The 14,797-nt window shown below is 63.8% G+C and carries 16 protein-coding genes and 1 tRNA gene; 5 read left to right on the forward strand and 12 right to left on the reverse strand.

Features of this window, described 5'->3' with window-relative positions; translation table 11 throughout:
* Positions 1-82: 82 nt before the first annotated feature.
* Both C0606_05390 and C0606_05395 read right to left on the reverse strand, forming a co-directional pair.
* A complete protein-coding gene (locus tag C0606_05390; GenBank protein PLX37714.1) occupies positions 83-943 on the reverse strand; it encodes a hypothetical protein in 861 nt (286 codons plus the stop codon).
* Positions 944-1,194: 251 nt separating this feature from the next.
* On the reverse strand, positions 1,195-1,581 hold the full coding sequence (locus tag C0606_05395; protein PLX37715.1) for a sulfurtransferase: 387 nt from the start codon (positions 1,579-1,581) through the stop codon (positions 1,195-1,197).
* Between the two features lie 300 nt (positions 1,582-1,881).
* Between C0606_05395 and C0606_05400 the strand changes: the two genes are divergently transcribed.
* Positions 1,882-2,955 carry a penicillin-insensitive murein endopeptidase gene (locus C0606_05400; GenBank protein ID PLX37716.1) on the forward strand — a complete coding sequence of 358 codons (1,074 nt, stop codon included), beginning with the start codon at positions 1,882-1,884 and terminating at the stop codon, positions 2,953-2,955.
* A gap of 78 nt (positions 2,956-3,033) precedes the next feature.
* On the opposite strand, the gene C0606_05405 is transcribed toward C0606_05400, so the two are convergent.
* The 3 genes from C0606_05405 to C0606_05415 all read right to left on the reverse strand — a co-directional run bounded on the left by C0606_05405 (position 3,034) and on the right by C0606_05415 (position 5,032).
* Positions 3,034-3,900 carry a hypothetical protein gene (locus tag C0606_05405; protein ID PLX37717.1) on the reverse strand — a complete coding sequence of 289 codons (867 nt, stop codon included), beginning with the start codon at positions 3,898-3,900 and terminating at the stop codon, positions 3,034-3,036.
* 47 nt (positions 3,901-3,947) lie between these two features.
* Positions 3,948-4,634, reverse strand: coding sequence for a peptide-methionine (S)-S-oxide reductase (locus tag C0606_05410; protein ID PLX38689.1), 687 nt, complete (start codon positions 4,632-4,634; stop codon positions 3,948-3,950).
* A 116-nt stretch (positions 4,635-4,750) separates the two neighbouring features.
* Positions 4,751-5,032 (reverse strand): hypothetical protein, encoded by a 282-nt coding sequence (locus C0606_05415; protein PLX38690.1) that lies wholly within the window; start codon positions 5,030-5,032, stop codon positions 4,751-4,753.
* Positions 5,033-5,470: 438 nt separating this feature from the next.
* Between C0606_05415 and C0606_05420 the strand changes: the two genes are divergently transcribed.
* Positions 5,471-5,560: transfer RNA gene (locus C0606_05420), tRNA-Ser, on the forward strand.
* Between the two features lie 420 nt (positions 5,561-5,980).
* Here C0606_05420 and C0606_05425 read toward each other — a convergent pair.
* From C0606_05425 to C0606_05440, 4 genes are all read right to left on the reverse strand, one after another.
* The gene (locus tag C0606_05425) at positions 5,981-6,712 is read right to left on the reverse strand and encodes a hypothetical protein (GenBank protein PLX38691.1); all 732 of its coding nucleotides are present in this window, start codon (positions 6,710-6,712) and stop codon (positions 5,981-5,983) included.
* A gap of 214 nt (positions 6,713-6,926) precedes the next feature.
* Positions 6,927-7,925, reverse strand: coding sequence for a hypothetical protein (locus tag C0606_05430; protein PLX37718.1), 999 nt, complete (start codon positions 7,923-7,925; stop codon positions 6,927-6,929).
* 100 nt (positions 7,926-8,025) lie between these two features.
* On the reverse strand, positions 8,026-8,451 hold the full coding sequence (locus C0606_05435; GenBank protein PLX37719.1) for a hypothetical protein: 426 nt from the start codon (positions 8,449-8,451) through the stop codon (positions 8,026-8,028).
* 21 nt (positions 8,452-8,472) lie between these two features.
* Entirely contained in the window at positions 8,473-8,793 is a 321-nt protein-coding gene (locus C0606_05440; protein ID PLX37720.1) for a hypothetical protein, read from the reverse strand.
* A gap of 493 nt (positions 8,794-9,286) precedes the next feature.
* On the opposite strand from C0606_05440, the gene C0606_05445 reads away from it, so the two are divergent.
* From C0606_05445 to C0606_05455, 3 genes are read left to right on the forward strand one after another with little or no spacing between them, the layout of a single operon-like run.
* Entirely contained in the window at positions 9,287-10,381 is a 1,095-nt protein-coding gene (locus tag C0606_05445) for a hypothetical protein (GenBank protein PLX37721.1), read from the forward strand.
* Between the two features lie 39 nt (positions 10,382-10,420).
* Positions 10,421-10,666, forward strand: a complete 246-nt coding sequence (locus C0606_05450; protein PLX37722.1) for a hypothetical protein — start codon at positions 10,421-10,423, stop codon at positions 10,664-10,666.
* Positions 10,663-11,604, forward strand: coding sequence for an efflux transporter periplasmic adaptor subunit (locus C0606_05455; GenBank protein PLX37723.1), 942 nt, complete (start codon positions 10,663-10,665; stop codon positions 11,602-11,604). The genes C0606_05450 and C0606_05455 overlap by 4 nt, the downstream gene beginning before the upstream one ends.
* 6 nt (positions 11,605-11,610) lie before the next feature.
* Here the strand turns inward: C0606_05455 and flgL are convergent, their stop codons facing one another.
* The 3 genes from flgL to C0606_05470 are packed head-to-tail and all read right to left on the reverse strand — an operon-like array spanning position 11,611 to position 14,784.
* Positions 11,611-12,522 (reverse strand): flagellar biosynthesis protein FlgL, encoded by a 912-nt coding sequence (gene flgL, locus C0606_05460; protein ID PLX37724.1) that lies wholly within the window; start codon positions 12,520-12,522, stop codon positions 11,611-11,613.
* A gap of 14 nt (positions 12,523-12,536) precedes the next feature.
* Positions 12,537-14,291 carry a flagellar hook-associated protein FlgK gene (gene flgK / locus C0606_05465; GenBank protein PLX37725.1) on the reverse strand — a complete coding sequence of 585 codons (1,755 nt, stop codon included), beginning with the start codon at positions 14,289-14,291 and terminating at the stop codon, positions 12,537-12,539.
* Between the two features lie 13 nt (positions 14,292-14,304).
* Complete coding sequence (locus C0606_05470; protein ID PLX37726.1) at positions 14,305-14,784, reverse strand: hypothetical protein; 480 nt, start codon at positions 14,782-14,784, stop codon at positions 14,305-14,307.
* Positions 14,785-14,797: the final 13 nt, after the last annotated feature.

Here is a 14,797-nt window from a genome sequence, read left to right on the forward strand (position 1 = left end):
GTTCTAGCCCAAGACGACGCCCGCTGCGAAGCGTTTTCGCGGGATCTGGCGACGGGCGCGAACCCTGTCGCCCGCCACTTCCCTAACGAGCTGTCGCCAACAGGCTGACGCCAATGAGGATCACCACCGCCCAGACGAGGCGATGTTTCAGCGCGCCTTCGCCAAGAAGGAGACTGCCGAGAACGACGGTGATCAGCACGCTGATCTCACGGGTCGGGGCGACGAAGACCACCGGCGTGAAGGTGAGCGCGTAGAGAACGAGGATATAGGCGAGCGGGTTGAACAGGGCGATGATCAGCACACCGCCGCGATGGTCGCGCCAAAGGGCGCGGATCTGTGTCGTGCGCCGCGCCGCGAGCGGGGCGAGAACGACGCTGCGCAAGACGCTCGAGGCGTAGTCCTGAATGAGCGGCGGCACCATCAGCGCCGAGACCGCGTAGGCGTCCCACACCGTGTAGGTGCCGATCAGGCAGCCGGTGGCGAGGCCGAACGCGAGCGACACCAGCGGATGCTGGACCTCGCTGCCCTGCTTGCGGGTCAGGAACAGGACACCGCCGATGATCGCGATTGCGCCGATGGCAATCTGCGGCGTCAGCATTTCGCCAAGGAAGACGACGGCGAAGCTCGACGACAGCAGCGGGCCGGTGGCGCGCGCTGTCGGATAGATCAGCGACAGGTCGCCATAGCGGTAGCCCCGCTGCAGCAGCAGGAAGTAGGCGAGATGAAGAACCGCGCTGCCGAGGATGAACACGATCTGCATGGTGTCGAAGGCCGGACGCTCGATGACGACGGCGACGATGGCGACCGGCAGATAGACGACGACGGTGACGGCGGAAAACAGCCAGACCAGTTCCGGGCCGGCGTTGATCCGCTTGACGAAGAAGTTCCAGGTGGCGTGGCAGAAGGCGGCGGCGAGGACGAGCGCGAAGCCGAAGAGAGACATGTTTTACCTCAAGACGAACCGGGTTGAAGACGCGCGAAAGCGCGCCCGTCCATCCCCCCTAGTCTTCTCGTCTTTCAGGTGTCTGCCGTAATCGGCTCATAACGGCGCTCGGTCCAGGCCTGCGCGAAGCAGCGGAACCCTAGCCGCACATGGATGGGCACCGGCGAGACTACGCTCATCGATGCGTTTGTAAAGAGATTAGCCGGCTGTGGTGTGATCTATCCGGCCGCTGGTTCAGTCAGTTTGTTCGGTCAGTCTGGCCGCTTGGTCGGAAGCTGGCGGTTGAGCCAGCCGGGACCGGAGAACGACCCCATCATGCCCTCGCCGACGTCATAGACCGTGGTGAAGCCGACGCGACGCAGCTCGCCGGCCAGCCAGGCCGAGCGGCTGCCGGTGGCGCAGATGACGGCGAGCGGCTTCGAAGGATCGCCGCCAAGCTTGTTGACGACGGCCTGCAGAAAGCCCGGGTCCTGCATGGAGATCGCTTCGGCGGCATCGCCGACACCGGAGCGGTACCACTCCATCGGGGTGCGGATGTCGACCAGCAGCAGGCGTCCGGCAAGCGCTTCGGTGCGCGCCGTTTCCGCGTCGAGCAGTCCGTTTTCGCCAAGCGGCGCCCCGGTCTGAGGGTCAGTCATGCTGTGTCTCCGGTCTTCGTCACGTTTCTTGTTCGACGTCCCGCCCCCTGCAGCGTCCGTCGACGACTTTATATAAGCAATTCATAATATACGGCAAGGCCGCCTCATCGCCAAGGGATACGCGAATGCGGCGCGTTTGCGAAGGGCCATGCCTGATCACGAACCGCCGATTTATGGTTAACGGTTCCTAAACGCCAAGCGCGCATGATTGCGCCATCCGCGACCGTTGGCGCCTTTATGACGACATGGTTTGCGCTATCTTGAATCTGACGGCCGGGGGGCTGGAAAAGGGACTGCAGAATGCGCGCGCTTCTGGCTGCCATGGTGGTTTTGACGAGTGCTCCGGCTTTCGCCGCAGAGCCGATCCCCATGCCGCGTCCCGAGCGGGCGGAGGCGAATGCCTCGACAGCACCGATCGTGGTGGCCGAAATACCGGTTCCGCGCCCGGCGCCGAGCGATCGCCCGAGCGGTTCCGCCGCAACGGTCGCCGACCCCTATGGCGGTAGCGAGGCCCCGGCCCAGAAGGTCTCCCTCAATCGCAACATCGCCGCCAAGAAGCTGTTCGGCGCGGTGCGCAAGCCGGCCCCGCTGAAGGCGCGCTCGATCGGGTCCTATGCGCGCGGCTGTCTGGCCGGTGCCGTGCCGCTCGCCGTCGACGGACCGACCTGGCAGGTGATGCGCCTGTCGCGCAATCGCAACTGGGGTCATCCGACACTGGTCGCGTTCCTTGAAAAACTCGCCAAGAAGGCGCCCTCGCTCGGCTGGAGCGGGCTGATGGTCGGCGACCTGGCGCAGCCGCGCGGCGGGCCGATGCTGACCGGCCATGCCAGCCACCAGATCGGCCTCGATGCCGACATCTGGCTGACACCGATGCCGAACCGGGTGCTGAGCCGCGAAGAGCGCGAGAGCATTTCCGCCAAGTCGGTGCTCGGCGGACGCTATGCCAACGCGGAAATCCCCGAAGGTGGCGCCGTCGACAGGAATGTCTGGACCGACGCGCACGCCAAGCTGATCCGCGAGGCCGCCCGCGACAAACGCGTTGCCCGCATCTTCGTTCATCCTGCGATCAAGAAGAAGCTGTGCGATTGGGAGAGCGGCGACAAGAGCTGGTTGCGCCGCGTGCGCCCCTGGTACGGCCACCACTACCATTTCCATGTCCGCCTCGCCTGCCCGGCCGACAGCGCAGGCTGCAAGGACCAGTCCCCGCCGCCGGCTGGCGATGGATGCGACAAGTCGCTGGACTGGTGGCTGTCGGATGCGCCCTATGAAAAGCGGCGCAAGCGCAAAGCGGCAGCGGCCAAGAACACCAACTGGAAGCCGATGACCATCACGGCTCTGCCGGATTATTGCGAGACGGTTCTGGTCGCGCAGTAGACGGAGCAGTCGAAGAGACTGTTTTGTCGCGTATTCTTGTCCGCAAACCGGTTCCCACTTTGCGGGAATACGCTCAGCTCATTTCAGCTTCAGCGATTTGCCGTATTTCTTCGGCGATGCCTTGTACACCCGCCTGGCGAGCTTCAATGCCCTGTCCTCAAGCTCGGCGCGCTGAACGTCGAGGATGGCGAGGATGTGGTCCGTCGCCCGGCCGGTGCCGGCGAGCGAGGGATTGTCCAGGAGGAGTTCGGACAACAGGGTGCAATCGCAGACAAGGCCGAGCGTTTCGCCCAAGTCATCGATGCGGGCGATGGCCTTCGGTTTCGCCTTGTTGAGGCGACCTTCGGAAACGCGTAGCAGGTGCCAGCGGTGCTTGGCGAGCTTGCGCCAGTCGTGGAACCGTTCCGCCGCGCGGCTTTCGGCCGCCTTTTCCATTGCCCGGCATTCACACGCATAGGTCTCGGCAACGGCCTCGCGCAGGAGCGTGCGGCCCTCGAAATTGGACGCGAGGAACGACGCGGCGGTGCGCGCTTCGTCGAGTAGGGCGACGGCGGCGTCGATCGGCGTTTCCTGCGCGTGCGCCCGTTCGGCGCGCGCATTGAGCGTCTCGATCAGAACATCGAGCAATTCGCGGTCGTGCGCGCCAGCGCTGTCAACCAACGTAGCGGCGGTAGCGGCCACGACATCGGCGTCGCGGGTCGTGGACAACAGCCGGCTCGCGTCGCGCAACCGGCGCACCTCATCGCGATAACCGCGACCGAACAGCGGACGCAGCACACGGATCAGCGAGCGGGCGCGCTTGATACGCCGGCGGGTGCGGTGGATGCGTTCGTCTCGGTTCAGGTTGGTGTCGAACAGGGCGTCGCGGGCGTCGCCGATCGCGTCGGTCAACAGCCGGGTGAGACCGGCGGAGACCAACTGGTCCGGGTCGAGGCGGAAGGCCATCGTTCATTCCTCGTTTTGCGCGGCCGGTCGTTGCGGTGCCGGCGCTGCTACTTCTCGGATGCGTTTTCGGGTGCATCCTCGGGCGCGGGTGAAATCGGGCAGACGACTCCCGTTCCGCGCAGGCCGCAATAGCCGTTGGGATTCTTGGCGAGATATTGCTGGTGGTATTCCTCGGCGTAGTAGAAGTCCTGCGCCGGGGCGATTTCGGTGGTGATCGCTTTCAGGCCGGACGTTTCGAGGGCGTCCTGATAGGCGCGCTTCGAGGCATCGACGGCGGCGAACTGTTCGTCGGTCGTGGTGAAGATCGCCGAACGGTATTGGGTGCCGGTGTCGTTGCCCTGGCGCATGCCCTGCGTCGGGTCGTGGCTTTCCCAGAAGGTCTTCAGAAGCGTCTCGAAGGAGATCTTCGCAGGGTCGTAGACCACCCGCACCACCTCGGTATGCGCGGTCATGCCGGTGCAGACTTCCTGATAGGTCGGGTTCGGCGTGAAGCCGCCGGCATAGCCGGCGGCCGTCACAACGACGCCGTCGAGCTGCCAGAACAGACGTTCGGCGCCCCAGAAGCAGCCAAGCCCGAACCAGACCTCTTCCTGGCCTTCGGCGGGCGGCGCGGCGATCGGGCGGCCATTGACGTAATGGGTCTTCGACGTCTCGATCGGGGTCGCGCGGCCGGGCAGTGCCTCGCTCGGCGAGGGCAGCTTCATCTTCTTTTCCAGAACGCCAAACAGGAACATGGCTTCTCTTTCCTTCCTTGCCCGCTCTTTGCGCAGCTCGTTCTTCGACGCTTCGGGAACGAGCGCGGCGGCATCGTCGGATTCGGCCACCCGGATCGGTGCCGGCGTGCCCGTCGCTAGACCGTGATGTGCTTGACCTCGCGGCGACGCGGCGTGGTCAGCAGGACCAGCAGGAAGCCGAGCGACCCGATCACCGCCCAGTTCGGCAGCAGCAGTACCGACTGGATGATCGGGTCCCACAGAAAAGGGTGGACGTGGCGCTCCACCGCGGCCTGCGAGAGATTGAGCGTTTCCGGGCTGAGCGCATACCACGCCTCGCCGAGCGGGGTGAGGACCAGCGCGTTGGCCGCAATCGATTTGGTGCCATCGACAACGACGCCGATGATCCCGATCGACACGAGCAGCAGTCCGAACATTCGCAGCAAAAACCGAAACACGGCTGGCGATCCCTCTGGTTGCCTTCGTTCGTTGCCATCCATAGCGCGCGGGGACGCAAAACGGAAATACAACTGCGTGTGCGCCGCCTCACGCACGCTCACGGCGGCGGCATTTGCTGCCGGACAGGCCGCTAGAACACTGCCGCGCGCGGGCGCGGAAAAGCACCTTTCTTCCATGTGGGAAAGGCCGGCGGCGGCGACAATGGGGCGCACACCCGCATCAACCGAAGATTTTGCCCGGCAAACCGACAAAAGCCGCGAAAAGTGCACTTGAACCGGCGTCCATGATCGCTATAGTCGCGACGCCCGGACAACAGTTCGGGCACGGACATCGCGCCGTTTCGCCATGGGCCTGCCATCGTGCGCCCTTCAAGCCGGAACACAGCCGATGGTCCTGACGGATGGGTGGCCGAGTGGTCGAAGGCGCACGCCTGGAACGCGTGTAGGCGGGCAACTGTCTCGTGGGTTCGAATCCCACCCCATCCGCCATTATCTTACTTCACGCTGCCGCCCTTCGGGCTTCGCTACAGTCGGGGCCTCGCATTGGCTCGGGCGGCTCTTCGCCTTGCGAACCCTGCGGGAGTTATTTTCGCTCACGGTCGTAGGCTCGCTTTGCTCGCTGACCTCCGCGAGGACGGCCTCTCGGCCGGCGGCCAGTCGGTCTTGCGAACCCTGCCGGGGTTTTTCGCTCACGGTCGTAGGCTCGCTTTGCTCGCTGACCTCCGCGGGGGCGGCCTCTCGGCCGGCGGCCAGTCGGCCTAGCGAACCCTGCGGGTTCGGGACGGGACCTCGGGTCACTCACCGAAGAAGTCGCTTGACAAAACAAAACGGGCGGCACGACCGCGTCGCACCGCCCGAAAGCGTGAAACTGTTTGTTGCGGCGGATGCCGGCCGCCCTTCGAATACGCTCTAAAAGCGGAACACAAGGCCGGTGATCGGGCCGTGCTGCACGACGTCGTAGACGAAACCACCCTTGTTGTAGTCGATGCCGCTGGCGCGGTAGCCGGCGAAGCCCGAAATGCTCGGCGTGAAATTGTAGCCGACGCCGCCCATCACATCCCAGACGAGGTCGGATTCACCGGCACCGATATTGGCCCAGCCGGACATGAAGAGTTTTTCCGTCAGGTTGGCGCGGGCCCGGAAGCCGACCAGACCGTCAACCCAGACGTCGCTGTCGGTGCCGCGCACACCGTTCAGGATGCCGCCGATGAAGCGCATCTTGGTCTTGGCCGCGGTGAGCTGCAGACCGGCATTGAGGTCGACGCGGAAGTTTTCGTCGCCGAGTATCTGATAGCCGCCGAGAGCGGCCATGCGCAGCGTCTCGCTGGTGACCTTCACGCCGGTGGCCAAGATGCCGAAGGGCGTGCCCTCGTCCGTCGTCGTCTTCACGTAGCTGAAGTCGGTGACGACGCTGAAGCGGTCATAGCGAGCTTCGGTCACCATCATACCGCTGATGTCGAGGTCCTTCAGGATATCGCTGAACGACATGTCGAGCTTCGACGACGGCAGGCCGAACTGGGCGACATCGCCGGAGATGCCGGCGGCCCAGACATACGGCGCGACGGTGAACTGCCAGCCGGACGGCGTGCCGGTCTCGGCCGCCTCGAAGGGGCCCATGTCGGCAGCGCGGGCCGGGACCATCGCGGTCGCGACGGCCAGGGCAGCAAGCGGAACAACACGGCCACAGATGCGGACAAGTTTGCTGATCATTGGGGTCTTCCCGTCTCTGGCCCGTCGTTTCCTGATGCGAACCGGGCTGCTCTTTGAAGTATCGGTGGCGCGCACCCGATTCGAGCGCGCGCCGATGTGTTGCCTCGCAGTCTACACCCCCGGTTGAGGATGGAGAACTGCGTCTTTATTTCGCCGGTTGCGGCACCGGGAAGGTCCAGGAGCCATCGAGGATTTCGGCGCGCGCGCCATACATACGAACCGAGTAGTTCCAGCCTTTCGGGATCGGCAGGCAGTTCGGCCGACCATCATCGCAGCCGCCGAAATTGATGGTGAAGGAGCCATCTTCGTTCGGCTTGGCGGTGACGTTGTTATAGCTGTAGGCGTTCATGTCGTTCGGCTCGAGGAAACCCTCGTCATTGTAGACGGTGATCGACCAGAAATCGTCGACCGGGACGTCCTTGACGGTCACGCTGTAGGGCTTGCCGGACATATCGTCGACGGAGCCGACATAGTAGTAGGCTTCGGACTTCGGCAGACCGGCCCAACCGGCGATGGCGCCGATGAAATAGTCGATTGGGTTCACCTCGTCCTTCGTTCCGAAGGCGTGATCGGTGTTGAAGCCAAGCGTGGAGATCCGACTGATCGCATCGCGGGCGATCTTCAGCTGATCCTGATTCCACTCCGGCGCATCGAACGGGCCATCGCCGCCGCCGGTCGCCTTCATCTGGTCCTGGACGGCATGAACGGCCGCGATGTCCTTCTCGTCGGTCGGATCGACGAAGGTACGCACGAGGATCTGGGCGAAACGGCTGCCGACCTGCTCTTCGGTCAGGACGTGGTCGCCGGGCTTCTTGATGACGAAGATGTAGTGATCCTGGCTGATCACCTGATAGCTGATATAGCGACCGCCGGTTTCCGGAAGAGTCACGGTGACGGGCTTGGACAGGTCGAGCAACACCGCCGAATAGAGCGTATCGCGGTTCGAACGGATCACGGTCTGGTTCTCGACCGGCGTGAGCTGCCGAACATGGACGAAATTCTGAAACTTTCCGCCGGCCTGAGCGAGCGTCGTGCGGAAAGCCGTGTCGGTCTCGGCGCGGACGATGGTATCGACAGTGACCGGCTCGGCGGCATAGGCGACAACCGGCGCCAGAACGAGCAATGATGCAATCAGCGAACGCATTTCAGTACTCCTTGGTAATTGCCTGCCATTTTAATGGAATAGACGGTAAGCGGGAAGGCCGGCAGCCGGCCTCCCCGCATCTGTTGTCAGGTCGCAGACCCTATTCTTCGTCGGCGAAGCCGGTCAGCTCGTCGACGATGGCGCCGCACTCGGGTTCGAGTTTCGGCTGCACATCGTGCAGGCAGGTCAGCAGACGGCCACCACCGGCGGCAACGTCGCTGCAGTGCTTTTCGAGATCCGGCGCGCAGGTCGCGAAAGCGGTTGCGACTTCGAAGAACACGGCGTCCAGAAGGTCGCCGAAATCAGCGAATTCCTCGCCGCATTTCTCCGAAATGCTGTTTTCGTGCGCATAGATGCAGGACAGGATCCGTCCATTGCCCGGCTCGACGCCCTCGCAGAGTTTCGCCACGTCGGCTTCGCAGGCTTCCCAGACACCCTGAGCACTTGCCGGAGCAGAAGCGAAAACCGAAACAGCGAGCGCCAGCGGCGCGACGAGAGCAAGCGATCGATTGCGAAGTGCAAACATGTGATGCTCCAATTTCAGGGGTTACGGGTTGACGACGACGTAGACCGTCACGCCTTTTTCGACGACGGGCCGGTAGTAGACGCCGCCGCAGTTCCAATAGGCGTTCCACGGCGTGCAGCCGGCGATCGAATTGCGGCGAACGACGCGGCGCGTCGTGCGGCGAACGGCACGGCGCCCGGCACCCGGAGGCGGCGCGGCTTCAGCAGCCCGAACACCAACGAATTCCGACAGGCTTCCGCCCACCGAATCCAGCGAAGATGCCGGCGCCAGAGCACCGATCACCAAGACTGCGGCGGCTGCCGCAATGCCATAGATCCACTTCGGTTTCATCTTTTTGCCCATACCTGTTCGTCTTTCCCGCCGGCAGAGAAGCCCGTCGGCGTTTTTCATCGTTCAAGAACCGCCCGAACAGCAGATCGGACGCAGCCGCCGCATCGGCGGGGCGAAGAACCGACCCCGCAGGGCCGGTATCCGAAAACGAAAGAGAAGATGACTGGCGAGAGCGGCGCCGCTCCCCGCACAGCGCGAAAGAGCACTACGGAAAGAGGTCGCGATAGTACGCACACTTGTAAGTGTAAATCCGTAGCAAGATCTCGCGCGACAGGAAGGAGGACTGATCCGCATTTGCCTACGTCTCCGCACCAACGCCTTCTACTGCCTAAAGAATTCTGGCTTCTCGGCTAAACAAACCGGTCAAACCGAAACAACTGGAAACTTATTTTACTTTACGCAGACACTAAGAGGCAGGATTCTCGATATAAAATCCCGCGTACTTTGATATATCTGCGCACATTATAGACACCAAGTCATGATAGCCGCATAATTTTGGCGCAATATGATCACTCTTTCCGGATTGCCGCAGCAGATGAAAACGGAAAAATGGGCGCTCAAAAGAGAGTTGGGGCGACCAGTGTCCATACCAATGCAGAATACGCGGGCGTTCAGCGCCACGTGCCAGCTGGCGGAGTCGCTGGGGTCGCGGCAGGCCGTACGACATGCCTGGGACGCCATCGAGCTTTCGCCCGACATGATACTCGGCGGCTCCGCGGTCTATATTCCCTACCGCATTCAGGCGGCCTTCCTCGAAGCGGCTGCGAGAGCCACCGGCATCGAGCATTTCGGTGCGCTATGCGGATCGTATCTGTCGTACACGCAGCTCGATTCCTACAGCAGATATGTGCTCGCCGCGCCGACACTCGGACAGGCGTTTGTGCGCGGCACGCGCGCGCTGCGCTACATCATCAGCAATTGCGCGGTCCACGTCTCCCAGCGCGGCGACTATGTCTGCCTGCAATTCGACAACAACCTGAAAGGCGTCGTCGGCGCGCGGCATGTCGATGAGGCAATGCCGCTGCTTCTTGCCGATCTCATTCGCCGCTTCGCAGGTCGCGAATGGATACCAGAGTGGATCGAGCTGCCGCTGCCGAAATGGACGCCGACTGGCGCGATCGAGGATATCTACGAAACCGAAGTCCGGCTCGGCGCCAAGTTACCCGGCATCGTCCTCCACAAATCCCTGCTCGCGCTGGAAAACCCGATGATGGACCAGACCGGCGGGCTGGATCTCCTGCGCGATGTCCGAGACATGGTGCGCCGCCCGGCGCCGGCGAGTGTCCGGGACATGACGCGGAACACGATTGAACTGCAGCTGCGCAACGCGGACGCGACAATCGAGTCGGTTGCCGAAACGCTCGGTATGGGTGTGCGGACCCTGCAACGCCAGCTTTTGTCGGAATCAACGAACTTCCAGGAATGCCTCGGCGAGATCCGCACCGCTCGGGCGTCCGACATGCTGCGGGAAACCCGTCTGCCGGTCGCGCAGATCGCCAGTCAGCTCGGCTATCAGGAAACCAACGCTTTCCGGCGCGCCTTCCGGCGCTGGACCGGCGTCTCGCCGAACCAATTCCGCAAGCAGGCCTTCGCACAATAATCCCGCCGCAAGGCTTGCCGAACATGAAAGGCGAAAGCCATGGCACTCAAATTCTTCGCTCTTGCGATCCTGATTGTGCTCGCCCTGACGGTAATCGGGATCATCTGGCTGCTCGGCTCGCTGCCTGGCAAGGTCGCCCGTTCGCGCGGTCACGCGCAGGCTGATGCGGTCGCCATCGCTGGCTGGTGCAGCCTGTTGATGCCGCTGCCGTTGTGGCCACTGGCAATGGTCTGGGCCTATATGGCCGAGGCAAACGGCACCGCCACCGAGGAGGCCGCGCAATGATCCTCTTTCTGACGCTTTGCTATATCGCACTGCTCTATGTGCTGGTGAAGATCCGCATCCTGCCGGCCAGCATGCCGGTCAAGCTGTCGCCGATCGCGTTTTCGCTGATCATTTTCGCAGTGCTATTCATTCCGCTGCAATGGGGCGCACCGGAGGGCGGCGTGCAGGTGCTGCGCCACTCGGTCCAGATCGTGCCGAATGTTGCCGGTCAGGTCATCGAGGTTCCGGTCAAGCCGAACACGCCGCTGAAAAAGGGCGACGTGCTGTTCAAGATCGAACCGACCCAATACCAGGCCAAGGTCGATCAGTTGCAGGCGCAGTTGAACCTGGCGAAGAAGCGGCTCGCCCAGTTCACCCAATTGAAGGAGCGCGAGGTCGGCAACCGCTTCCAGGTGGAAGAGGCCGAGGCCAATGTGGCCGGCCTCGAAGCGCAGCTCGGCAACGCCAAGTGGGAGCTGGACAACACCGTCGTGACCGCACCGGCGGACGGCTTCGTGACCAATGTCGCGCTGCGCCCGGGTTCGCGGGTCGCCGCGTTGCCACTTGCGCCGGTGATGGCCTTCATCGACACGTCCGAATCGCTTGTCGCCATGCAGGTGCAGCAGATCGCGGTGCGCAATATCGAGGCCGGACAGCCGGCGGATGTCACCTTCAAGGTGCTGCCCGGCGAGGTGTTCACCGCGACCGTCGAACAGCTCATTCCGGCGAACGCGCTCGGTCAGGCGATGGTGTCGGGCATGGCCGCGAACCCAACCCAGCTTGGGGCGGTGCCGTTCGTTGCGTTGCTCAAGCTGGACGATACTGCGGCTGCCGAGCGGCTGCCGAGCGGTGCCTTTGGCAAAGCGGCGATCTACACCAAGTCCGGCGAGGCCGGCCACATCATCCGCAAGATCACGCTGTGGATGGATGCCTGGCTGAACTACGTCGTACCGTTCTGATTTCGCTCAGCTGAGGAAGTCGAGCAGGGACAGACCGAGGATCTTGGCGAGCGCCGCATAGGACGCCTCAAGCTGCGTCTCGTAGGACGATATCTCGACGGCGACCTCGGCGATATCAACCTCGGTCGCCGCGGAGAGCAGTTCACCGGCAAGCGACACGGCGTTCTCGTTGCGCTCGATCGCAGCTTCAAGACGCCCGGCATCGAGCGATAGCTCGGTCTGGCCGGCGAGGATTTCGTCCAACGCCTCGGTCAGCAGGTCCATGCCGGTTTCACGCGCGTCGTCCGTCAACGTTGCGTCGGTGACGGTGGCGAAGCTCGCCAGCACCCGCAGCGCCTTTTCGAGCCCGCTCTGGTTTGCGGTCAGTCCATAGTCGACCACCTCGGACGACGACACCCGCACCGACGAGGTGCGGTCATTGCCCTGGTAGTAGTCCGAGTTCGTCGTTGTCAGCGTTGTCATGTCGTAGCTGACGCCATCGAGCGAAACGGCCTCGTTGCCGGTGTTGCTGCCGGCGAACAGGTAGCGGCCGTTGAACTGGGTGTTGAGCAGGGCGATCAGTTCATCGCGGGCGGATTCGGCCGCGCTCGCCACCGTCTCCGCCCCGCTGCCGGTCGACGAAGACGACAGGGTCGAGGTGAAGTTGGTCAGCAGATCGGTGATCGACGACATCGCATCATAGGCGGTCTCGATGCGGTTGACCGCTGTCGTCGCGGCATCGGAGTAGGTGGTCAGGCGGGCGGTCGTGGTCTCCAGATCGATGACGTCGCCAGCCTTGCCGCCAAGCCCGCCATAGTCGAAGGACACGAGGCCGGAGGCTTCCTGAAGCTGCAGCTCGCTCATGCGGGCATTGGCCGCCATCGACGCCTGCAGCATCTGGCTGGAAAGGGAAAAGGTCGCTACCCGCATCGCCGTCATCGTTCCCGCCTCCCCTACTGGACCGCCGCCAGCAGCGTGTCGAACATCTCGCCGATCATGTCGAGGATCTGGGCGGCGATCGAATAGAGCTCTTCCATCTCGGCGAGGCGCTGGGTTTCCTCGTCGAGATTGACGCCGCCGGCCGCGGACCGCGCGCTTTCCAGCGCCTCGTAGGCGGTCTGTTTGGTCTCGAGCGTCGAGGCCGCCTGTGTCGCCGCAGTTGCCTTGTCGGTGACCATCTCGGCCATGTATCCGGCAAAGCTCGTCTTCGTCGCGCCGAGCCCGCCGGCGGCATCGAACGATATCGCCTCAGCCATCAGATCGACGAGGGCATTGGCGAGCGTGGTGTCGCCATCGAAGAGCACCGTGTCGCCGGCAGTCAGCGTTGCGTCGCTGCTCAGCTCGGCGGTCGGCAGGCTGCCGGACGAGGCCGCGATGGTGTCGGCGACGGTGATGTCGCGGGCGGTCGTTCCGGTCAGCAGATCGTTCATTCCGAACCAGCTCGACAACGACTCGCCATCGCTGCCGATTGCGCCGTCGAGGCCGGCAAGCGCGATACCTGTCGTGGCGTCGTCGGCTGTGATCGTCAGATGGCCGTCACTGTCGATCGTCGCGGAGACCCCCGACAAGGCATCGATGGCGGTCACCAGATCGCCGATTGTCGCGTAGCTGGAAAGGTCGAAATCGCCGTAGGAGACGAGCGCGCCGTCACCATCGACGACGGCGATGCGCGCAGAGCCGGTGGCGGAAAAGGCGTCCGAGGCATCGACCGTGGCCGTGCCGGTCAGCGTGGATGCGGCGGGGCTCGCATTGCCCGCGTTGCTGACGGCGTTGATTTCCTCGATGAGGGCCGCTGCCAGCGTATCGAGTTCCTGCTGGGCGGCAACCAGAACCTCGTCGCGCTGCGCGAAAAGCGCCGACAGCGAGCCGGACGAGATAGAGCCGGTGATGTCCTTGCCATCGACGGAAATGCCGGACAGACCCGCCGGATAGGTCGTGTCGGAAGACACGAACGCGGCCTTGTCGAATTCGAGCAGATTGGTCTGGCTCGCGGTGACCAGCGCCTGCGAAGTGTCGCCGGTATAGACCAGCATAGCGCCGGTGTCGGTGAGCGAATATTTGACGTCGAGGAGTTCCGACAGGGCCAGAACCGCGGTCGCGCGCTGGTCCTCCATGTCGGCGGTCGCATCGCCGCGCGCGGTCGCCGCCACGATCTGGTCGTTGAGATCGGCGATTGCCGCGATGTAGCTGTTCGCCTCGTCGACGGCGATGGCGATCTCTGCATCGGCATCGGCACGCAGTGTCTGGATGCCCGCGGCCAGATCGTTCATCTGCACGGTGACGCTTTCGAGCGCCGACACGACAGCGGCCTTCAGGCTCTCGCTTTCCGGCGTCGCGGCGAGATTGGTCAGTGCGGTTTCGAGATCGGACAAGGCGGACGCGATCGAGGTGCCCGATCCGTCGCTCGAAGCGGTTTCGCCGTAGAGCGCCTGCAGGCTGTCGGCGTAGCTGTCGCTCGCCGTTGCCGCGCCAAGCGCGGAGGCCGCGCTCGTCACCTGCTTGGTCAACAGCGTGTCGACCAGCGAGGCGAGCTGCGCGGACGAAACGCCGGTGCCGACGCCCGCCGTGACGGACGCCGTCAACGCCGAGACCTTCTTCGTGTAGCCCTCGCTGTCGGCATTGGCGACATTCGAGGCGGCAACACTCATCTGGTACTGCGCGGCGCTGAGCGCGCTTGCGGCGATGCTGTTGGCGGCATTGAGCGACATGGCGGCGATCCGTTCAGATCTCGGTGCTGAACTGCACCGCGCGCTGGCCGCCGGTCCGTTCGGTCATCTGCCCGCTGTTGCCGTAGGCGGTCGAGCGCGGCCGGGTCTGTTCGCGCACCACATGCATGATCGCATCGATGCGGCGGCGGCTGGCGGCACGGGCCTTGGCGAGACGGCCTGCGTTTTCCTCCATCACGCTGTGCATGCGCTTTACGCGCGCCAGCAGGGACGACCGCAAACGCGGCTCCACCCGCTCCAGCTCGAACTGACCGTGGCGCAACCCATCGAACCAGTCCTGCAGCAGGTTGGCCTGGCTCTGCTTCATCGCGACGATGCCGGTCGGCGGTGCCGGGAAGCCATTCGCGTAGTGCTGGTTTTCCTCTTCGGTGATCTCGACGATCTGATCGATGATCGCGATCATGTTCTCGATCGCGGCGGTGACGCTGGTTTCGGCCCTGGCTTCGCCATTGGGTCCGGGTGTGGGAGCGGACATGGTGCGCCTCTCT

This window comes from Hyphomicrobiales bacterium (assembly GCA_002869065.1).
Lineage (GTDB): Bacteria > Pseudomonadota > Alphaproteobacteria > Rhizobiales > Rhodobiaceae > Rhodobium.